This is a genomic window from Shewanella sp. HL-SH2 (genome assembly GCF_051164935.1).
GTDB classification, from domain to species: domain Bacteria; phylum Pseudomonadota; class Gammaproteobacteria; order Enterobacterales; family Shewanellaceae; genus Shewanella; species Shewanella glacialimarina.
Map to the genome: position 1 here is coordinate 3565596 of NZ_CP195035.1, position 22408 is coordinate 3588003.

Below are 22408 nucleotides of genomic sequence, written 5' to 3' on the forward strand. Positions count from 1 at the left end.
AATGGGTTGTGCTCCCTTTTATGAAATAGCATAAAAGGGAGATGTTATTTGGCACTTTGTAGCGACTTATAATAATTGCCACTAGTGATCTGTCACTGATAATAATGAAGATCAGTAATAAAATAACCTCAACAATAGTCGTTGCACTCTTGCGCTGACCCAGTAAGCTAAGTGTAATTATTATGAGAAAAATATAAAAATGTTTGAAATTCTGCGAAAGAAAAAGTCCGACCCTACGGTCTTATCTGACATGGTAAATAAACAAAGACGTTACGATAGCCTTGTCAGGGCACTTCATACCGACATTTTCCGTTATGCCTATTGGTTATGCGGTAATAAACATGTGGCTGAAGATATCACTCAAGAAACCTTTTTACGGGCATGGCGTGCGTTAGATTCTTTGAAAGATGATAAAGCCGCAAAAGCCTGGCTTATCACTATTTTACGTAGGGAAAATGCCAGACGCTTTGAACGTAAGCAGTTTGATTACAGTGATGTAGAGCAAGAGCTACTTGAAGATGTTATCTCTAGTAGCACTGAAGATGAAACCGAGCAATATTGGCTACGCAGGCAAATCGGCAAACTTGATTTAGAATATCGTGAACCTTTGTTATTACAGCTCATTGGTGGATTTAGCGGAGATGAAATCGCCGAGATGCTTGAATTAAATCGCAACACGGTAATGACACGATTATTTCGTGCCAGAAACCAATTAAAAGATGCATTAGACAGCCCAGAAGTAAGAGGTCAATCAAATGGATGATCTACAATTTCGTCGCCAAGCTTATGGCGATCCCAATACTCAGTCAGATGACTTTTTGCAGCATATCGCAAATAACTCAGCTGATGCGAAATTGGTTAAAGATTTACAAGCACTTGATGACAGGCTAACACAGGCGCTTAATATTCCGGTACCTGATGACCTAGCGGACAAGTTATTATTGCGTCAACAGCTAAGCCAACATCATCAAACCCAAAAGCGTACTCGCTATTTAATGGCGATGGCGGCGTCTATTGCGTTTGTTGTTGGGGTTAGCTTCAGTATGCTACGTTTTACCCCAATTGATTTATCTGAAAATGCTTTAGCCCATGTTTACCATGAAACCAAAGCGCTACAGATGGAACAAAACATCGGTTTTAATGACGTAAACTTCAAGTTAGCCAGTCTATCAGGCCTACAACAGTCTAAATTTATTCAGCAGCCAGGAAGAGTCTTCTATACTGCCTACTGCGATTTTCAAGGGGTTAAATCTTTGCATTTGGTGATGCAAGATGAAAATGGTCACAAAGTAACCTTGTTTATTGTGCCAGCAGAGAACAGATTAACCTTAGATGACGCCTTTGCCGATGCAAAATACAAAGGACAAGGATTCAAATTTGCCGGAACCTATATGCTACTTGTCGGTGAACAGCAATCTGATCTAAATTACATTAAACGCGAAATTGAGCAAACGTTTATCTAAGGTAATTACGACAAACTAAACATAGCACTTAGCCGTACTTTACAGTGCGGCTGAGTATTTTTTCCCTATCCTTCCCCCGCGAAAGTGTGAACTACATCAATCTTCTGCTAGCATTGCTCCATAAAAATAACCATATGGAACAATCATGGAAATTCAAGCACCTATTTTAATCACTTTCATAGGCTATCTAGCCGTTATGATGGGGATTGGTTTTTGGGCATATAAGAAAACGGAATCTGTCGATGATTACATTCTCGGCGGTCGCAAAATGGGCCCAGCAGTTACCGCATTAAGTGTCGGCGCATCGGACATGTCTGGTTGGTTGTTACTTGGCCTGCCAGGTGCGGTTTATTTAGGTGGACTAGGTGAAGCCTGGATTGGCTTTGGTTTAGTGTTTGGCGCATGGCTTAACTGGCTATTTGTCGCAAAACGCTTACGAATTTATACTGAACTTGCAGATAACTCCCTCACCCTACCCGACTTTTTCGAACATAGATTTAACGATAATCATGGTGTCCTTAAGTTGGTCTCAGCGGTGACCATTTTAATATTCTTCACCTTCTATGCATCATCTGGCATGGTGGGCGGTGCCATTCTATTTGAAAAAGTCTTTGGCCTTGATTATACCCTAGCCTTGGTCATTGGCTCGGTCATTATTGTGTCATACACCTTTGTTGGCGGTTTTTTTGCCGTCAGCTGGACAGACTTTTTCCAGGGCTGTTTAATGCTAATTGCGTTAATTATTGTGCCTGTCGCCATATTTAATCACGCCGACACCCAGGCAAACATGGACAGTTTAGATCCTGCTATGCTGACATTTGTGGGTGATAAAACCACAGTTATTGGCCTAGTGTCATTACTGGCCTGGGGACTTGGCTATTTTGGTCAACCACATATCCTATCTCGCTTTATGGCGATTGGCAGTGCGAAAGATTTACGTTTATCAAGACGTATTGCCATGAGTTGGATGATTGTTGCATTAATTGGTGCACTGGCCACCGGCATTGCAGGTACATTATATTTTGCCCAATCACCTTTAGAAAATCCTGAAACCGTGTTTATTCACTTAGCCCGTGCAGCGTTTAATCCGTGGGTGGGTGGTTTACTTATTGCGGCTATTTTATCGGCAATAATGAGCACGATTGATTCGCAACTATTGGTTTGTTCAAGTGTGATAACGGAAGATTTTTACCGTAAATGGCTACGCCCTCAAGCCAGCAGTAAAGAATTAATGTTAGTGGGTCGAATTGGCGTTATTAGTATCGCACTTATTGCAGGTATTATTGCCCTTGACCCACAAAGCAGCGTATTAGGCCTAGTCAGTTACGCATGGGCAGGTTTTGGTGCTGCATTTGGTCCTGTGGTGATTCTATCGCTTTTCTGGAAAGGATTTAGCCGTAACGGTGCAATTGCAACAATATTAGTCGGTGCGGTAACCGTTGTAGCTTGGGAGCAATTAAAAGGTGGGATTTTCGATTTATATGAAATTATTCCTGGCTTCTTTTTCGCTACTATCTTTGGGGTTGTATTTAGTAAATTATTCCCACCATCGACTGAAGTGCAAGGCCAGTTCAATGCATTTGAACAAAACCTACAAAGCCAGAAATAGTTATCGATTAAAATAACAGCTTAGGTACTGAAATAGGTCAAACAGAACAAATAAACAACCTTTGTGTAAAAAAGCGTACAAGTGTACGCTTTCTTACATTTTAACTTCATCTAACACCCGCGTTTGAAAGCAACATGGCATTAACAACATAACCAGCCAAAATATAAACCAACCTACTGTTAAACAACAAATTAAAATAAAAAATCACCAACCACAACCTTAATACACAAAAAACAGCCTTTTGAATTAACTCAATATTAACAACAACTAACATGTGGTCGGACTTGTTAGCCTCTCCCCTGTTACCTAAGATGCCTGCACATTCAAAGCTGCACAATGAAATTGGCTTATCCAGTCATAATTTCAATCATAATAACAGCTCAAAATAGGTAATAAACAATGACTAAATTCAACAAGACATTACTAGCAGCTGCGGTAGCACTTGCAAGCGCTCAGGCAACTGCTGCTGGTTTTCAGCTTAATAGCCAATCTGCTGCAGGTATTGGCCGTGCGATGGCGGGTGATGCCATAATAGCTGACAACGCATCGGTTTTAGCACGTAACCCTGCCGCAATGGCTTTGTTTGATCAAAAAGCACTCTCTCTTGGTGTGTCATATGCCGATGTCAACGTAGAGGTTACTGATGCACAAATGGACTTCATGGGGCGAACATTTGAATTAGGCCATATTGATAACGCCGCTGAAGCAAAAGTTATCCCTAATGCCTACTTTATCAACCCAGTTAATGACACCTTTGCTTATGGTTTTGCTGCATTCAGTAACTATGGCACGGGTACCGATTTAACCCCATTAGCTAATAACCATGGCTCACTGGGCCCAAATACCATTCCTGCACCAGCGGATTTACTCGGTAATACAGAAGTAACCACAGTAAACTTAAATGCCAGTGCGTCATATCGCATTAATGAATCGCTTAGCCTAGGCCTAGGTTTAGACGTGATCCAAGCTTCTGGTACGTTAACCAGAAACAGTAATATCCTTGGCTCATTAGTTGATGTTGAAGCCGATGGTTGGGCTTTAGGCGGCATTGTTGGTCTAGCATATGAAATTAATCCAAATAACAGATTTGGTTTAAGCTATCGTTTCAGTCCAGAAATGAATGCCACTGGCGATGTACGTTACCTAGCTGAAAATTTCGATGAAATTAATATCCCTATTGCTGATATAGCCCAATTTGCTGGTTTTCATCAGTTAACTGAAAAGTTTGCTGTGCACTATACGGCGCAGTGGACTCAGTGGAGCAGCTTTGACCAGATCTCACTAAACGAAGGTGACAAAGGTACAGCGTCACATAGCTTAAAAGAATACCATTGGAAAGACTCTTGGTTTCTTAGCTTAGGGGCAACATATGACATTAATAACAACTGGACAGTAAGAACCGGTATTGCCAGTGATGATGGCGTAGTAGGTGAAGTCTCTTCATTATCTATTCCTGACTCAGATCGCATGTGGTATTCAGCAGGTTTCACATATAATCTGTCGCCAAAATCTTCACTCGATTTCGGTATCACTAAGGTTGTTGGCGAAAAGGTCCATGTTATTGAACAAAGCGGGCTGGGCTCGACTGTTAATGCCTTTACTGAATCAGGTGCCACCTACTATTCGGCTCAATACAACTATAAGTTCTAATACATATAAGTTCTAATACTAGGTATTGAATATTTAAACCGCTCTTTTTAGGGCGGTTTTTTTATGTCTGGCTTTCGATGTAACGAGTGTGTAACTTAAGTGAAGTCTAATGCATTAACTTTTACTAATAAACACCTTGCAAGCATCACCAAAGTCCATTAGAATTTTCTTATGGACTTTTATAAGGCTACTATTATGCATACATCAATACTTCGATTATCTACATCATTCAGTCAGAGCATATTGCTCATTGCAGGCCTCATGGCCCCCTGCATAGTCGTTGCACAAAGTCCTGATTTTGACACCATTGAGATCCAATTAAATCAGCAAACAAGTTACTTACAACTTGACGCTAAAGTTGAACCGGTGAAAGCTGCAACTGTGGCGGCACAAACGTCCGGCCGAGTATTAGCGATTCATTATGATGTCAATGATTTAGTCCCTGAGGGCGCTGCATTACTGGAAATAACTAGCAAAGAGCAAGGCGCTGAACTCGCAGCGGCTGAAGCCGATCTGGCTAAAGCACAAGCCATGAATGTGGAAGCACAGGCTCAATTTCAACGTTACAGAACATTATTCCCTCAAGGAGCGGTATCCCAAGGTGCAATGGATGAAGCCACTGCCAATGCTAAAAGCTCTAAACAGGCTGTCAGCGCAACCCAAGCACGTTTAGTTCGCGCCAAAGAAAGCGTTAATTACACCATTGTCAGTGCCCCATTCTCCGGGCGGTTAACCGCTAAAATGATAGAAGAAGGTGAAACCATCAGCTATGGCCAAGCGCTACTTTCTGGCTATGCTACCGATAAGCTTAGAGCCGTTTTTTATGTTCCACAACAGTATCGCCAGCAACTTAATTTACTGACTCAACTCAGTTTTTTAGATGGTAATTATCAATATATGAGTGAACAGCTCAATCCATTTCAATTTAGTACTCAACAAGACCACAGCCTTAAGGTAAGGGCTATTATCAATAACCCCGACAACACTTTGCAGGCAGGGCAATGGTTAAAGGTCGCCTTACCTGTTGCGACTAAAGATGTGATTAGTATCCCTCAATCTGCATTTTACCAAGTCGGAGAAATGACCACTGTTTACCGCAAGCAACAAAAGCACTATTTACAAACTCAAATTCGCTTAGGCAACGCCTATGAAGATGATCAAGGTGTGGCTATGGTAGAGGTGCTTGCCGGTGTTATGCCTGGGGACAATATAGTATTAAACGCGGCCAATTATGTGCTCCACCTTGGTCAAGCTACAGCCAACTAAACAGGAATAAACAGATGAAACCATCGAATACACCTGCTCTTGGCCTTTCGGGTAGCATTGCTAAAACCTTCCAAGCCAGTGCAATAACGCCTTTATTAGCAATATTAGGTTTATTGTTAGGACTTTTTGCTGTCATCGTGACCCCGAAGGAAGAAGACCCGCAAATTGATGTTACCTTTGCAGACGTTTTTATTCCCTACCCCGGCGCTAGCCCAAGTGAAGTTGAACACCAAGTCACTTTACCCGCTGAACAAATTATTTCCGAAATTAAAGGCGTTGATACGCTTTACTCTTTTTCTCAACCCGATGGCGCATTAATTATTACCATTTTTGAAGTGGGTATTCCCCGTGACGAAGCTGTGGTCAATATATACAACCAGCTATACTCAAACCGGGACAAATTTAATCATGCTGCGGGTATAGGCGAGCCACTGATTAAACCCCGTGGCATTGATGATGTCCCTATTGTTAGCCTGACCTTATATGCTAAGTCTGCCGACATGACCGCAGAGCAACTCACACAAGTCGCTAACGGATTAGAGACAGAACTTAAACGTATCCCCGGAACCAAAGAGATTTATACCCAGGGCCGTCATGACATGGTGCTTAACGTCCGTCTTGATAGTGCCAAAATGAATAGCTTTGGGGTCACTATTGACCAAATATCTCAGCGTTTACAAGATAATAATCAGATATCTATGCTGCAGTCTTTGGTGCAACAAAACCAAGAAATTAAAGTCCGTGCAGGGCAATTTATCAATACAATTGATGATGTCAAAAACTTACTTGTGAAAGTCAATACCGCTCCCAATAATCAAGGTATCTCCTCTGCGGTATATCTATCCGACGTTGCTGAGATCACCTTAAAAAGTGATACGCCAAAACACAATGTTCGTCACGTTGATAGCACAGGTGATTACCCTGCTGTCACTATCGCCATTGGTAAACAAGCTGGCCAAAATGCGGTTGATATTGCTGATGCAGTGCTCAGCCGCATTGCAAAAGTAGATAACCTGCTGATCCCCGATAATGTTGGGGTTGCCATATCACGTGATTATGGCCAAACCGCTGGAGATAAATCTAACACGCTTATTTTTAAGCTAATGTTTGCTACCTCTGCAGTAGTATTATTGGTACTTTTTGCCATGGGGGCGCGTGAATCTGCCGTAGTTGGCATTGCGATTATTGTCACTTTAGCCCTAACCTTATTTGCCTCGTGGGCATGGGGATTTACCCTAAACCGGATCTCACTGTTTGCGCTTATTTTCTCTATCGGAATTCTGGTCGATGATGCCATTGTAGTGGTAGAAAATATTCATCGGCACATGGCGTTAAGCAATAAACCGTTACTTGAAATTATTCCCGAAGCGGTCGATGAGGTTGGCGGACCGACCATATTAGCCACATTCACCGTTATTGCGGCATTACTTCCAATGGCATTCGTGTCTGGTCTAATGGGACCCTACATGAGCCCAATTCCCATAAACGCCAGTATGGGCATGCTATTATCACTGGCTATCGCCTTTATTCTAACGCCTTGGTTAGCTTACAAGTTACTGGCCCACCACCCAAAAGCTGAACACGCTAGTTTGGCGGAAGTAGATCAGGCAAATGACAAACTGGCTAAATTGTTCAGCCGTCTAATGTCACCATTTTTAGTTGGTGAACATGCCGCCAAAGCTCGAAAAGGCCTAGCCGTTGGTATTGTCGCACTGATTGCTATCGCACTTGCATTACCCGTCATGCAGGCTGTTGTGCTTAAAATGCTGCCATTTGATAATAAATCCGAGTTTCAGGTCATTGTCGACTTACCTGAAGGCACGCCTGTGGAACAAACCCAGCGCGTATTACAAGAGATGAGCTTATACCTCAGCACAGTAGAAGAAATTAACCACCAGCAGTGGTACGCAGGAACCCACGCACCAATGAACTTTAATGGGCTTGTGCGTCACTACTTTTTACGCAGCAGCCAGGAGCTAGGCGACATTCAGGTTAACTTGGTTGATAAGTCACACCGTAGCCGCGACAGTCACAGTATCGCGTTAGCTGTGCGGGAACCACTAAAGGAGATTGCCAATCGTTATAACGCCAACATAAAAGTGGTCGAAGTACCTCCAGGACCGCCTGTATGGTCGCCAATTTTGGCCGAAGTTTATGCGCCAACAACAGCACTTCGCGAGCAAACGGCTAACGCCTTAGAGCAACGCTTTAAAAATACTGAACATGTGGTTGATGTGGATATTTATTTACCAGCCCAACAACAGCAATGGCAAGTTAACATCGATCGCGCGAAAGCAAGCCTGCTTGGGCTATCGTACGCGCAAATCGTTAATACCATTGCCACCAGCATTGGCGGCAAAGATGTCAGCTATTTACATTCCCAAACCAATAAATATCCCACACCTATCAGGTTACAATTAGATGACGCTGAAAAAGTGGATTTGCAGCAAGTGCTTAATCTAAAACTAATCAATCCAGCTGGCGAGTCAATTAACTTATCCTCTGTCGCCAGCATTCATAAAGGCAGTATTAATGCCCCAATAGTGCACAAAAATATGGTGCCGATGATCATGGTTGTGGCGGATATGGCGGGACCAACAGATAGTCCACTTTATGGCATGTTCGATATTTCAGCTCAAATTGATGATGCCAATATTGATAAGCCCTACCCCATAGCACAGCATTTTGTTAATCAACCAGATGGATTATCGCAAGTGGCGATATTGTGGGACGGGGAGTGGAAGATCACTTATGAGACTTTCCGCGATATGGGCATTGCTTATGCGGTTGGCATGATAGCTATTTACTTGTTAGTGGTTGGCCAATTTAAATCTTATTTAGTGCCATTGGTTATTATGGCACCTATACCATTGACCATTATTGGTGTTATGCCAGGGCATGCTTTATTAGGAGCACAGTTTACCGCAACATCAATGATAGGAATGATCGCCTTAGCGGGTATTATTGTGCGTAACTCGATACTACTGGTCGACTTTATCAACCAGCAACTCACTCAGGGAATTGCACTCGATAAAGCGGTTATTAACGCGGGGGCAGTTCGGGCTAAACCGATTATGTTAACCGCTTTAGCAGCAATGATTGGCGCCTTATTTATCTTAGATGACCCAATATTTAACGGTCTTGCTATTAGCCTTATATTTGGCATCTTTATCTCAACCATTTTAACCTTGGTGGTGATCCCTGTGTTGTACTTTGCAGTGATGCGCAACCGATTAACCGTAAAATAAAGGAGCAATACCATGACCAATAAAACCATTAACAAAGTGAACAGAATGTCTGTCGAACGTACTATCATGGCCTTTGCTGGCTTTATGGTACTGCTGTCATTAGTGCTGACCGCTATTGTTAGCCATCATTTTATCTGGCTGACCGTATTTGTAGGTGCTAATCTATTTCAAAGCGCATTTACCGGTTTTTGCCCAGCTGCAATGGTAATGAAAAAACTAGGCTTGAAAACTGAAGCAATGATTGCCACCGAAAAATAAGAGATTGCCACCAAAAATACTATTTTCTGGCAATCAGTTACACTAAATATAAGGAATATAAAGTTTAATGAGAGCCATTAAAAAGCTAAACAGCAAATTAGCATTGTTGACGATATTAGCAACCAGCTTAGTTTCATTTGTACCTATGGGGTTTGCAAAAGATGTCACACCAACACAAGCGTGGCAGATGATTGATCAGCAAGCGTTAGTGATTGATGTTCGCACTGCTGAAGAATTTAATGAAGGACATATTGAAGGAGCTGTTAATATTCCTTTTGAACAAATTGTTGCAGGCGTGGCAAAACTAGGGCTTAAAAATGATGACAGCATTGTTTTATATTGCCGAAGTGGACGCCGAAGTGGCATTGCAGATGATGCATTAACCCAAGCAGGATTTAGCAATACTGCTAACGCGGGTGGTGTTGATGGATTGATACAGTCAAAACCCTGAATTTATTTGGTATTTCGTTAGTAATATTAACGGTTAGCGACAGAATCCGAGTTCAGGTTACACATCTTACAAGATGCCTTTATGTGAATAATAAAGGCATTTTTTATTCAATAGTCCCCTGTTACTTAACCTCAAAAACACTATCCACAGGTCAACTAAACCAGTTGTTTTTTCATCACAATACAGTCTAAATCAAAGCCTCTAGGGGAGTGATAAACACTGATTTCATTACCTACAAAACCACATTTTCGATAAAATGCAGCAGCATTTAACGTCGACTCTAATGCAATAAAAGTCAATCCTGATTTTTTTGCTATGCGCTCAAGATGAGCCAACATTAACTTGCCGATACCTAAATTCATGTATTCAGGATGGACGAACAGCGCATCAATAAATCCGCTACTAACATCAAGCATCCCAGAGGCAATAATTAACTGTTGTTCAGATAGATTTGACTGCCCGTCAACCACATAGACATAACCATCATATGATAGCTTATCAGCATATGCCTCAGGCATCTGACCTTCAGTCCATTTAGTCATTGCATCAATACCATAACAATCAACACATTGGGATAATATAGCAAGATTTCGGACTATAAAAGCTTGTGATGCATCAGCTTTATGGGCTCGCCTTAATATTCCATTCATATATAAGTTATTCCTTTTATTTATATACAACTAAAGGCGCCATATCGACTTTCCATTAAGCATAATTGAACACCATACCGCCGCTAACTTTATGTTTCGGTTATTAGTAATTGCTTGTGTAACAGGAATATTAACCTTGTATAGTCACATTCAAAACAAGAATAAAAAGTCAACTTTAGCGGGTAAATATTCACAAACATAAGCTACTTAATGATTATACAAAACAGCGCACGGTAACATTTTGTTTACATATGTACTCATCCTGTTACATTTCAGTTGTTGAACGAAGTTTACCCTTAAGTAATAAGCCGAAAGTTCAACTATAAAAATAATATAAATAATAAAAACATCACACGGAAGATAAAAAATGCAAAAGAAACGACCTTTAGTTTTATTAAGCCTCTCAGGTATAGCGCTTGCTGTATCTACTAGCTTATATGCCGCACCTCAATCCCTAAACTTAACATCACAAAATGGGATTTCAGCAACTAGCTTAGATAATACCTCACCATTACCTAAACGTTATATTGTTAAGTTTAGAAATGGCAGTGACATACAATCAAATCTACAACAATTTAATGCTCAATCAACAAACCAATCGGATGATGCTGCTAGCTATCAGCCACGTTCACACGAAATATTCTCTCATTTTAGAGCACTAAACGGTGTTCAAGCCAAAGAGATGAAGCGCATATCCCGTGGTAATAGCTATACCGTTAAATTAGATCCAAAGTCAGTACAATCTCTTCGCCTTCGCGCTGATGTTGAATATGTCGAAGAAGATATGCCACGCCGTTTGCTTGCTGAAACCACTCCTTGGGGGCAAACCTTTGTAGGTGCTACTGCACTTAGCGATAGCCAAACGGGTAACCGTACCATCTGTATTATCGATTCAGGGTATGACCGTAGCCACAATGATTTAAGTGGCAACAATGTTACAGGTACAAACAATTCAGGCACAGGTAACTGGTATCAACCGGGTAATAACAACGCCCATGGTACGCATGTCGCTGGTACCATTGCGGCTATAGCCAACAATGAAGGTGTTGTTGGGGTTATGCCTAACCAAAATGCTAATATTCATGTCATTAAAGTCTTTAATGAGGCTGGCTGGGGTTATTCTTCATCACTTGTGGCGGCAGTAGATACCTGTGTTAGCAATGGTGCCAATGTGGTGACTATGAGCTTGGGTGGAAGCGGCTCAACCACTACTGAGCGTAATGCATTAAATGCACATTACAACAATGGCGTATTACTGATTGCAGCTGCGGGTAACGCTGGCGACAGCACATACAGCTACCCAGCTTCATATGACGGTGTTATGTCTGTTGCTGCTGTTGATAGCAATCGAGATCGCGCTGCTTTCTCTCAATATACTAACCAAGTAGAAATATCTGGTCCTGGTGAAGCAATTTTATCTACTGTAACCGTAGGTGAAGGGCGTTTGGCTGACATTACTATCGGCGGACAATCATACTTCAATAATGGCGTCGTTCCACACAATCGTTTAACACCTTCAGGCACTAGCTATGCCCCTAGCCCTGTTAATGGCCAAGTAACCGCCACCTTAGCTGAATGTACCGTAAGTGGAACTAGCTTTAACTGTGGCAATATGAGCAACAAAATTTGTTTAGTTGAGCGTGTTGGCAATCAAGGTACAAGCTATCCTGAAATAAATGCAGCCAAAGCCTGTAAAACGGCCGGTGCAGTTGGCGCCATTGTTTACAGTAATAGTGCATTGCCCGGCTTACAAAACCCATTCCTAGTTGACGCTAATAGCGACATCACAATTCCTACGGTATCAGTAGACAGAGCAACTGGTTTAGCACTTCGCGCTAAGCTTGGCGCCAGCACAACTGTTGCCAACCAGGGCAACAAGGACTACGCGTTTTACAATGGTACATCTATGGCAACACCGCATGTTTCGGGTGTAGCAACATTAGTGTGGAGCTATCATCCACAATGTACAGCAACACAAGTTCGTGCAGCATTAAATGCAACTGCTGATGATTTAAGTGTTGCCGGCCGTGATAATCAAACTGGTTACGGCATGATTAACGCTACAGCGGCTAAAGCCTATTTAGATGCATCATGTGATGGCCCAACTGATCCAGGCACAGGTGGTGGAGATTTAGTGCTTGTTAATGGCGTGACAAAATCAAACCTCACCGGTGCAAAAGATGATGAGCTTTATTTCTCGCTAGATGTCCCTGCAGGAGCTAAAAACCTCAGCTTCACCATGAGCGGTGGTACAGGTGATGCAGATTTATATGTCCAATACGGTGCTTCTCCATCTACCACTAGCTATGACTGTCGTCCTTGGAAAGGTGGTAATAGCGAGTCTTGCCCAATAACCACAGTTCAATCGGGTACCTATTATGTGATGGTTAAAGGCTACAGCGCATTTAGTGGCGTAAACCTAGTCGCTAATTATACTGCAGGCACTACAGGTGGCGGAACGACAGGTGGTCCAGCAAGTTATACCAATACCACTAACGCTAACATTCCTGATAACAATACTACCGGTATTACAAGCTCAATTAATGTGACACGAACTGGTGATTCTGGGACAGTTTCTGTTAGCGTGGGGATCATCCACACATATATTGGTGATTTGAAAGTTGAACTGATTAGCCCTACAGGCCAAAAAGTTGCTTTACATAGCAACAGCGGTGGTGGAACCGACAACATCAACACAACCTACAGTGCAAACTTTACCGGTGTTGAGTCAAGCGGAACTTGGAAGCTCAAGGCTGTAGATAACGCAAGTCGTGATACTGGCTATATCGATACATGGACACTGACTTTTAAGTAATCAGTTAGAGATAAAACAATCATTTTATCGAAATGATTTACACAATAAAGCCCCGTTTAGCGATTTGATAATTAGCTTAACGGGGCTTTTTTATGCTTCAAATTTACACTACAAGCGGTTGAGGAATAGGTGAAATAGCCTCAAAAATGCTCGCAAAACTTGTTGCTGTACTCACATCTATCGCCAAGTGTAATTTTTTAGCAATATCATTTGCCGATAAAACACCGCGGATAGTATGATCTTTGCGGTCTATGACTAAACAATGTTGTTGACCAGCAACTTTTAGGGTTTCAATGACATCGCCAATTTTAGCGTTAGCTATATCAGCATACGCAATCGCTTTTAACTTCGATTTAGGGATCATAAAGTCAGTAATGAGTAAATTTTCGCGTAAATCTCCTTTGACCAGCTTTTTAACGATTTCTTGGCTATTCAATGAGTCATAACTCACTAAACCAATAAAATGTTCTTTTTTATCAATAACTAATTTTAATCTAACATGTGCTTTTTTCATCAAGCTTTCAACTTCTACAGCAGAAGCGTGTGCATCGATAACCAAAGGTTTTACGTTTTTAAAATCGGTAAAGACATCTAAAGCGGGTGAATGAAGACTATATTCTTGATGGTTTGCAGGCCAAGCAAGTTCATCGACTGCTTCGACTTCATGTAGGGTTAATTTTTTCACAACGACATCCTTAGCAATATAAATCTAAACCATTGATTTAAATGCACTATAAAGAGTTACAACTGTTATTAACTGAATTTTATTATCTGCCCAAGATAAACATTTCACAATATACCAAAGGATTAAATTTAGTTCATATTACGATAATTAAGGTTCAGTTCAGTTTTATTGCGTATGGATTGTGCTAGGTGGGTAAGCTTTGTGATGATGAGAAGAAAGATCACTGACCATAGATAAGCCAGTGATAATTAATATTATTGAAGTATTTCAGGCTCAACAAGTACGCTTATGTCGGCATTAGATAACCATACTTGGCTTTCATTAATATTCACTTGAACCGCCATATTACGACCCACAAATGCAGCTAATTGCTCTACCGCTACTTCTGGAAAATTAACTATTTTTAGGTTTTTATAACGGCTTAAAGTACTTTGATTTTGTTGCCACCAAATCGGTACACTACGACCACCATAAGTATACAAAATGACATTTTTTGCTCGCCCGCATGCTTTGCGTAACCACTTTTCATCGGCCTGACCAAACTCAACCCATAAATCAACCACACCTGATAAATCGACATCCCATAATTCAGCCTCATCATCAACACAAAGTCCTTTACTAAATTGTAAAGATTCACTGGCATTGAGAGCAAAAGCTAATAAACGCACCATCATACGGGTATCGGTTTCTGACGGATGCTGTGCAATCGTTAATGGATGCTCACCATAGTAATGCCTATCCATATCAGCTATTTGTAAGTTGACTTTGTAGACGGTAGATTTAGGTGCCATGTTGACCTCAAAAATAAAAAACCGAGCTAATTTACTCGGTTATAAAAGATGAACGCAATCATAAATGAAATGCGCTTAAATAGCCCCTGGTCTTAAATGTTTTGCCATAGGAAAGTGTGCTTTAAGTTGATTAACTTTTTCAGCTGAAGCCACAAGCAACATTCTATCACCAAGTTCAAACTGCTTTGAGATCGTACTTAATGCGGGTAGCGACTCCCTTGATGCATCGCGCCTTAATAGCTCATTTGTATGCTCATCTAAATCATTTTCAATAAATACTACATCCAGTTTTTGCAATAGTGGCATCACAGCGATGGGCAATAAACATGCTGGAGTGGTTTCATCCAATAATAAAATTTCACCACGGCTTTCATAACTACTAAATGCTTGCTGGTAGTGAGTATCGGTCGCAGTATCAAAACGATCTTGATTAAGATTAAAAAATCGCTCCCAAAATAAACGTCTATCTTTGCCATTGGTAAGTTTTTGCTGCACGTCCTCCCGCTTACTGGCAACATAATCAAATAAAGGCGCTAATGAGTTAGGTAACAAGGTTTCTAAACGTGAGCGAATTGTACGGGCAAATACTGGCGCAGCACCTGCAGTGCTTATCGCTACAACAAGTCGGCCTCTATCCACGATTGAAGGCGTGATGAAGCGGCAGAATTTAGGATTATCAACCACATTAACCCAAATACCTTTTTCACTCGCAATAACCGCTAATTCAGTATTGAGTTTTTCATTTGCTGTTGCAAAATAAATGAGGTCATAACAGGACATGTCCTCAATCGAAACCTCTCGGCGTGATAGTTTTATCCTACCTTTGTTAGCATAAGCTTCAACATCAGCAGCCACTTGAGGTGCTACAACATGAATAGTGGCATCAGTACGGGCGAGCAAATCAAGTTTTCGACTCGCTACCTCACCGGCACCAACGATTAACACAAAGAGTTCTTTTGTATCTACAAATAACGGGAAATATTGCACTTAATCTTGCACCACTGGAAATTGATGTTGAACCCAGGTTTTAAAGCCACCGACTAATGATCCTATCTGGGTATACCCCATTTGCTGAATATTATAAGCAGCTAATGACGAGCGATGCCCACCACCGCAATAAAGCAATAACGGAGTTGATTTATCAGGAAAACGCGTTTCAATGTCACGCTCAATTATCCCCTTACCTAAGTGTTTCGCGTTAGGTAAGTGACCTTGTAGCCATTCATGATCTTCCCTAACATCGATTAATACCCATTTATCATCAGCTTGAAATTGTTCAATACTAATATGAGTCACTTTGTCTTTAATTGAATCGACTAGCTGTGCAAATGCAGAAGTGGGTTGCATAATTCTCCCTGTATTAAATCCTGAGTAAAAAGAATTTATCTGAATAATTGTTTACTAAAATTATCGATAAACTTAGTTATGTGTCTCACTTTTGGGAGAACTACATTGCCAGCAAAGCTCAAAACTACCTTCATTGGTTTCATGGCATTGTACACATAGCCATTGCGGCTGCTCAACATCTAAGTTAGCCAAAATGCTTTGCGCTTCGCTTAAATGATCTGTATCTATCCATAATTCAACACTCTGAAGATCAACAGGTAGCTCCCCAACCCCTCCCATTAACGCCTCACCACGTAAATCAACTTCAATCCCACTGGTTTCCAACAAACCTTTCCAAGTGTGGGCTTGAAGTAAATTACCCCCTGTTAACAAGACTTTGCGTTGTTCCATTATTATTATCCTAGGGTATTATTTTAAGTGAAATACAGCTTAAGCCTCTATCACTTTAGCAAAATTTTTATTCATCCTACTGCTAAACTTATTTACTGTCGAGTTGAGAACCGTGCCATGGTTGAAAATTAGACAAAAGCAGCTATTACCGTTATAAATTATCTTTATCACAGTTAAGTCTTCTCAAAGCTACCAGGGTGAACAATGAGTAAAAATGACATTTACAGGGGCCACTTTCAGATCACCGCTTGGGATGAAAGCACCTACATCACCTTTGCTGAAGGTGGTAAGCAAACCCATGCAAAGATAACCCAGCAATATGATGGCGAGATAACAGGCGATGCTAACGTAAATTACCTAATGACATATCTGAACGATGATCATGCCTTTTTTGTTGGCTATGAGGTGATTAATATTTTTATTAGCCAATTAAAAGGTACCATTACGTTACAACACATAGGCGAATATCAAAATCATATTGCCTCAAGTAACTTTACCATTGTGGTTGATGCTGGAACGGGTGATTTTAAAAACGTGACGGGTCAAGGTTTTTTTAAAACGACAGACAATGGTCAAGCAAATTATGAGTTATCATTATCAATACCTGCGAAATAGCAGTTAACAAACTGAAGCTAACATACTGAAGATAATGTCTAATACAGCTGAGTAAATTTCGTCATTGAATGCAAAAGCTAGCAAACAGCATTTGCACATAAAGTCTCGCCCAAATAGGTTTTAATTAGCTATTGTTAATCAGTCCCCCTATCACGCCACACATTGAGGTTATTGAATGTCGAACTTGCCAACTGATGAAAACAAAAACATAGCATCATCACCTGTTGCGCTCGATATTCGTCAAGATGAACTCATTGTAAAGTTACTTGGGCGCCTCCCGTCGTCATTAGCCCAAACTTACACTGATGAGCAACTACAGGGCATTAAAAGTGCACTCGGCCCCAATACATGGGGCGGCCACTTTATTGATAACAGAGGCACATTTAAGTTCCCGTTTATAAAATGGCGATTTTATTATGTGTTTCTGTTAGGTAAAAACAAACGTGCTTATACTCGCACAGAAAAGAAAATGTCAGTGGCCATGCTGATGTTAAGTATCATAGCGGTAATATTGGCGGGTATTTTGTTGGGGGTATTGTCACTGTATATCTTAAAGTCAGCATTAGGTATCGACCTATTCCCTGACCTTTCACTTGGGATATGGGATCAAGTAAAAGATTGGTTTGAGTAACTCAGCTAATGTTAAGTGACATTATTAGCTTTATAAAAAAAGCCACTTTAGCAGACTAAAGTGGCTTTTTATTCAAAAGTTGGCTGATTAAGGCATCATTGGAGGCTGATCAGCACCTTCTTTTTCGATTTCAACTGGCATCATATGCTCACGGTTAATACCCAATTTAATGGCTAAATAACTTGCAACATAAATCGATGAGTATGTACCCACAAAAATACCACACAATAACGCTGTGGCGAATCCGTGGATCATAGTGCCACCTTTTAAGAATAGTGCGATAACCACAATTAATGTCGTACCTGTTGTAATCACGGTACGGCTCATTGTTTGCGTAATTGATTGGTTAACGATCTCTTCAGGCGTGCCTTTACGCATTTTGAGGAAGTTCTCGCGAATACGGTCATATACAACAATCGTATCGTTAAGCGAGTAACCGACAACGGTTAATAGCCCCGCCAAAACAGTTAAGTCAAACTCAAGCTGTAATATAGAAAATACACCTAGGGTAACAATAACGTCATGGGCAAGCGCGGCTACAGAGCCGGCAGCCAAACGCCATTCAAAACGGAACGACACATAAATCAAAATACAGATTAATGCGACAATAACCGCTAAACCACCTTGCTCGGCTAACTGTTTACCTACTTGAGGTCCAACAAATTCAACGCGCTTTTGAATTGCGTTATCATCCATTGAGTTAACCACTTTCATAATGCCAGTGGCTTGAACGTCGCTTTTAATGTTTTCACGCACAGGCAAACGGAACAACACATCAGTACTTGAACCAAAGTTCTGTACTAATGCACCTTCTGTTTCAACAGACGTTAGCTTGCTACGTAATACATTTAAATCAACTGGGCTAGAAAACTCAACTTCAACAACCGTACCACCGGTAAAATCTAGGCCCCAGTTAATGCCTTTTGTTCCTAAAGACACAAATGAGGCAATCACTAGAAGCATCGACATAACACTTATCGGCGCCGCATGGCGAAGAAAGTTGACGGTATTATTCACTGAAAATAACTGAAACATGTTCAACTCCTTCCTTAAATTGACAGCGTTTTAAGACGTTTACCGCCCCAAAGCGCATTAACGATTGAACGCGTACCGACAATTGCGGTAAACATTGAAGTCGCAATACCTATCATTAAGGTCACCGCAAAGCCTTTTACTGCACCAGTACCTACAGCAAACAAAATTAACGCTGTCATAAAGGTAGTAATGTTGGCATCAGCAATGGTTGAAAATGCATTGGCATAACCTTCATGAATCGCCTGTTGAACACTGCGTCCAGCCAGTAACTCTTCACGAATACGCTCATAAATAAGTACGTTACCATCAACGGCCATACCAACCGTCAATACCATACCGGCAATACCAGGAAGTGTTAACACCGCACCAGGTATCATCGACATCACGCCTACAACCATCACTAGGTTAGCAAGCAATGCTAAGTTAGCAATAAAGCCAAATGCGCGGTAATAAACCAGCATAAATACCAATACGATGGCCAAACCAAAAATCATAGCTTGCATACCATTTTGAATATTTTCAGCACCTAAGCTAGGACCAATAGTACGTTCTTCAACAATTGTCACTGGTGCAATCAATGCACCCGCACGTAACAGTAATGCCAGGCTTTGTGCTTCTTTATGCTCAAGGCCAGTAATGACAAAATTACGTCCTAAACGTGCTTGAATAGTGGCGACAGAAATGACTTCTTCAATCTTAGTCATTTTCACTGTGCCATCAGGATTACGTAAACCGCTATCCTTATATTCAATAAACAAGGTTGCCATTGGTTTGCCAATGTTGTCCTTGGTCACGTTTGAGAAAATATTGCCACCTTTAGCGTCTAAGTTAATTGCTACTTGAGGACGGCTATATTCATCAAAAGTAGGTTGTGCACCCGTGATATGATCACCGGTTAACATGACTTCTTTACGCAATACAGCAATACCACCGTCACGACGAGGATAAACCTCTGAAGCAGCAGACACTCGACCACTTGCAGCAGCTGCAGCATCGGCTTTGTCATCAACCATACGGAATTCAATTGAAGCGGTTGCGCCTAAAATTTCTTTAGCACGAGCTGTATCTTGAACACCTGGTAATTCAACAATAATGCGCTCAGCACCTTGACGTTGAACGACTGGCTCAGCTACCCCTAACTCGTTAACACGGTTACGAATAGTGGTAATGTTCTGTTGTAACGCTTCTTCTTTAACTTGCTTGATATAAGCATCGCTCATATCGGCAACTAAAAAGAAATTACCATCACGACTGCCATCAGAATAAACCATGTCGTTACTTTTGGTTTTCAGAAAACGTTCGGCAACACCCACAGTTTCTGCATCACGAAATTTAATTTCGATGCCTTTAGGGGTTTTACGGATCCCCGCGTAACGAATTTTCTCTTCGCGCAGTTGGCTACGGAAATCAGCTATTTTAGCTTCTTCCATTTTGCGTAGCGCCTCGCCCATATCCACTTCCATTAAGAAGTGAACACCACCACGAAGGTCAAGACCTAACTTCATTGGCGAACCACCAAGGGCTTCAAGCCATTCTGGTGTTGCCGGCGCTAGATTTAATGCCACGGTATAATTATTGCCTAATGCCTCTGCTATCGCTTCTTTAGCAAGTAATTGCTGCTCAGGATCACTAACACGCACTAACAATTGGCCATTTTCGAGCTCAGAGCGTTTAATCGCTATGCCTTTACTCTCAAGTACGGCTGTGATGTTTGATTGCGTGGTGACAGTGACTTCAGCACTACGAGTCGCGACAACTTGAACAGCATGGTCTTCACCAAAAAGGTTCGGCATTGCATAAAAACACCCGACGGCGATAACAATCATCACCATCAAGTTTTTCCACATAGGGTATTTATTTAACACTCTGACGCCCTCTTGGCTTATAGCGAGGCAATAGAACCTTTAGGTAATACTGCTGCAATATAGTCCTTTTTAATAGTGATTTGATTGTTATCATTAATCGCTAATAACACATAATCGTTTTCATCACTGATTTTAGTCACTTTGCCTAAAATACCGCCGCTAGTGAGGACTTCATCACCTTTTGAAATCGATGACATTAGGTTTTTATGCTCTTTAACACGCTTTGACTGTGGACGGAAAATCATGAAGTAAAAGATTAAGCCGAACATGACTAGCATGAACACTAATTCCATGGTGCCGCCACTTTGAGGTCCGCCTGCTGCGCTTGCATATGCATTTGAAATAAACATAGTTCTCTCTCTTCTTATAAATAAACAATTAAATGAACAAAAAAGTCTAAATAAACAGTAAATTAGCCTTTAAACTCAGGCACTTCACGCCCCAAACCGGTATAGAAGTCTTTTACAAAGGCGTCTAATGTACCTGTCTGAATCGCGCCGCGCAAACCTTCCATTAAAATTTGATAATAACGTAGATTATGAATAGTGTTTAAACGCGCACCTAGGATCTCATTACAACGATCTAGGTGATATAAATAGGCGCGTGAATAGTTTTTACAGGTATAACAATCACACTTAGCATCAAGTGTTGACGTGTCATCGCGATGACGTGCATTACGAATTTTAATCACACCTTCGCTGGTAAATAAGTGACCGTTGCGGGCATTTCGCGTTGGCATAACACAGTCAAACATGTCAACACCGCGACGCACACCTTCAACTAAATCTTCTGGCTTACCTACGCCCATTAAATAGCGAGGCTTGTCAGCGGGTAACTGTGGGCAAACATGTTCAAGAATCCGATGCATGTCAGCTTTAGGTTCACCTACCGCTAATCCACCAACCGCATAACCGTCAAAACCGATATTCGTTAAACCTTCAATCGATTCATCACGTAAATCCTCAAATACACCACCTTGGATAATGCCAAATAATGAATTTGGATTTTCTAAGCGGTCAAACTCATCGCGTGAGCGCTTTGCCCAACGTAATGACATTTGCATCGATTTACGTGCCTCATCATGTGTTGCTGGATAAGGTGTACATTCATCAAAAATCATTACCACATCACTGCCTAACGAATCTTGAATTTGCATCGACTTTTCAGGGTCTAAGAAAATCTTTTCACCATTAATAGGTGAACGGAAATGTACGCCTTCTTCAGTGATCTTACGTATATCACCTAAGCTAAATACTTGAAACCCACCCGAATCGGTTAAAATTGGGCGCTGCCAATTCATAAAGTCATGTAAGTCACCGTGCTTACGCATGATTTCTTCACCAGGACGTAACCATAAGTGGAAGGTATTTCCTAACAGAATATCTGCACCCGTCTCGCGGACTTCTTCTGGGGTCATACCTTTTACAGTACCGTATGTGCCTACAGGCATAAATGCTGGCGTCTCTACCGTTCCGCGTTCAAAAACTAGGCGGCCACGACGCGCACGTCCATCAGTGGTATCTAACTCAAATTTCATAAATCACCTTGTCAGATAAACAGTCTGACTTGTTGTTGTTTCAATAGTAATGAGGGCAAATGTTCATACTTCAAGTAATGAACAGTCAAACCAGTAAAAATT

21 protein-coding genes are annotated in these 22408 nt (G+C 41.3%); 11 read left to right on the top strand and 10 right to left on the bottom strand.

The window, feature by feature from the left end:
* The first annotated feature begins 199 nt into the window (after positions 1–199).
* The 8 genes from ACRWP9_RS15510 (at position 200) to ACRWP9_RS15545 (ending at position 9945) form a co-directional block, all read left to right on the top strand.
* Complete coding sequence (locus tag ACRWP9_RS15510) at positions 200–763, top strand: sigma-70 family RNA polymerase sigma factor (protein WP_226414235.1); 564 nt, start codon at positions 200–202, stop codon at positions 761–763.
* Complete coding sequence (locus ACRWP9_RS15515) at positions 756–1463, top strand: DUF3379 domain-containing protein (protein WP_434926740.1); 708 nt, start codon at positions 756–758, stop codon at positions 1461–1463. Before ACRWP9_RS15510 ends, ACRWP9_RS15515 begins: the two co-directional genes overlap by 8 nt.
* 145 nt (positions 1464–1608) lie before the next feature.
* Positions 1609–3072 (top strand): sodium/proline symporter PutP, encoded by a 1464-nt coding sequence (putP, locus tag ACRWP9_RS15520; RefSeq protein ID WP_434926741.1) that lies wholly within the window; start codon positions 1609–1611, stop codon positions 3070–3072.
* Positions 3073–3471: 399 nt separating this feature from the next.
* The gene (locus ACRWP9_RS15525) at positions 3472–4722 is read left to right on the top strand and encodes an outer membrane protein transport protein (RefSeq protein ID WP_434926742.1); all 1251 of its coding nucleotides are present in this window, start codon (positions 3472–3474) and stop codon (positions 4720–4722) included.
* A gap of 195 nt (positions 4723–4917) precedes the next feature.
* The gene (locus ACRWP9_RS15530; RefSeq protein WP_434926743.1) at positions 4918–5988 is read left to right on the top strand and encodes an efflux RND transporter periplasmic adaptor subunit; all 1071 of its coding nucleotides are present in this window, start codon (positions 4918–4920) and stop codon (positions 5986–5988) included.
* 14 nt (positions 5989–6002) lie between these two features.
* Positions 6003–9236 (top strand): efflux RND transporter permease subunit, encoded by a 3234-nt coding sequence (locus ACRWP9_RS15535; protein WP_434926744.1) that lies wholly within the window; start codon positions 6003–6005, stop codon positions 9234–9236.
* Positions 9237–9281: 45 nt separating this feature from the next.
* Entirely contained in the window at positions 9282–9494 is a 213-nt protein-coding gene (locus ACRWP9_RS15540; protein ID WP_434929093.1) for a YgaP family membrane protein, read from the top strand.
* Between the two features lie 67 nt (positions 9495–9561).
* Entirely contained in the window at positions 9562–9945 is a 384-nt protein-coding gene (locus tag ACRWP9_RS15545; protein ID WP_434926745.1) for a rhodanese-like domain-containing protein, read from the top strand.
* A 155-nt stretch (positions 9946–10100) separates the two neighbouring features.
* On the opposite strand, the gene ACRWP9_RS15550 is transcribed toward ACRWP9_RS15545, so the two are convergent.
* Positions 10101–10595 carry a GNAT family N-acetyltransferase gene (locus ACRWP9_RS15550; protein ID WP_434926746.1) on the bottom strand — a complete coding sequence of 165 codons (495 nt, stop codon included), beginning with the start codon at positions 10593–10595 and terminating at the stop codon, positions 10101–10103.
* Between the two features lie 367 nt (positions 10596–10962).
* Between ACRWP9_RS15550 and ACRWP9_RS15555 the strand changes: the two genes are divergently transcribed.
* A complete protein-coding gene (locus ACRWP9_RS15555) occupies positions 10963–13410 on the top strand; it encodes a S8 family serine peptidase (RefSeq protein WP_434926747.1) in 2448 nt (815 codons plus the stop codon).
* Between the two features lie 103 nt (positions 13411–13513).
* Here the strand turns inward: ACRWP9_RS15555 and ACRWP9_RS15560 are convergent, their stop codons facing one another.
* The 5 genes from ACRWP9_RS15560 to ACRWP9_RS15580 form a co-directional block, all read right to left on the bottom strand.
* On the bottom strand, positions 13514–14095 hold the full coding sequence (locus tag ACRWP9_RS15560) for a CBS domain-containing protein (protein WP_434926748.1): 582 nt from the start codon (positions 14093–14095) through the stop codon (positions 13514–13516).
* A 254-nt stretch (positions 14096–14349) separates the two neighbouring features.
* Complete coding sequence (locus ACRWP9_RS15565; protein ID WP_434926749.1) at positions 14350–14886, bottom strand: YaeQ family protein; 537 nt, start codon at positions 14884–14886, stop codon at positions 14350–14352.
* Positions 14887–14961: 75 nt separating this feature from the next.
* Positions 14962–15873, bottom strand: a complete 912-nt coding sequence (locus ACRWP9_RS15570) for a precorrin-2 dehydrogenase/sirohydrochlorin ferrochelatase family protein (protein WP_434926750.1) — start codon at positions 15871–15873, stop codon at positions 14962–14964.
* Positions 15874–16233 (bottom strand): rhodanese-like domain-containing protein, encoded by a 360-nt coding sequence (locus ACRWP9_RS15575; RefSeq protein ID WP_434926751.1) that lies wholly within the window; start codon positions 16231–16233, stop codon positions 15874–15876. It lies immediately after the preceding gene.
* Between the two features lie 72 nt (positions 16234–16305).
* Entirely contained in the window at positions 16306–16623 is a 318-nt protein-coding gene (locus ACRWP9_RS15580; RefSeq protein ID WP_434926752.1) for a DUF2007 domain-containing protein, read from the bottom strand.
* A 204-nt stretch (positions 16624–16827) separates the two neighbouring features.
* Here ACRWP9_RS15580 and ACRWP9_RS15585 point away from each other — a divergent pair, with 204 nt between their 5' ends.
* The gene (locus ACRWP9_RS15585) at positions 16828–17238 is read left to right on the top strand and encodes a DUF3224 domain-containing protein (RefSeq protein WP_434926753.1); all 411 of its coding nucleotides are present in this window, start codon (positions 16828–16830) and stop codon (positions 17236–17238) included.
* A gap of 175 nt (positions 17239–17413) precedes the next feature.
* Complete coding sequence (locus ACRWP9_RS15590; RefSeq protein ID WP_434926754.1) at positions 17414–17869, top strand: hypothetical protein; 456 nt, start codon at positions 17414–17416, stop codon at positions 17867–17869.
* An 87-nt stretch (positions 17870–17956) separates the two neighbouring features.
* Here ACRWP9_RS15590 and secF read toward each other — a convergent pair whose 3' ends face one another.
* The 4 genes from secF to tgt form a co-directional block, all read right to left on the bottom strand.
* On the bottom strand, positions 17957–18904 hold the full coding sequence (secF, locus tag ACRWP9_RS15595; RefSeq protein WP_434926755.1) for a protein translocase subunit SecF: 948 nt from the start codon (positions 18902–18904) through the stop codon (positions 17957–17959).
* 14 nt (positions 18905–18918) lie between these two features.
* The gene (gene secD / locus ACRWP9_RS15600; protein ID WP_434926756.1) at positions 18919–20769 is read right to left on the bottom strand and encodes a protein translocase subunit SecD; all 1851 of its coding nucleotides are present in this window, start codon (positions 20767–20769) and stop codon (positions 18919–18921) included.
* Positions 20770–20786: 17 nt separating this feature from the next.
* Entirely contained in the window at positions 20787–21119 is a 333-nt protein-coding gene (gene yajC / locus ACRWP9_RS15605; protein WP_226414194.1) for a preprotein translocase subunit YajC, read from the bottom strand.
* 62 nt (positions 21120–21181) lie between these two features.
* The gene (gene tgt, locus ACRWP9_RS15610) at positions 21182–22306 is read right to left on the bottom strand and encodes a tRNA guanosine(34) transglycosylase Tgt (protein ID WP_434926757.1); all 1125 of its coding nucleotides are present in this window, start codon (positions 22304–22306) and stop codon (positions 21182–21184) included.
* Positions 22307–22408 lie beyond the last annotated feature (102 nt).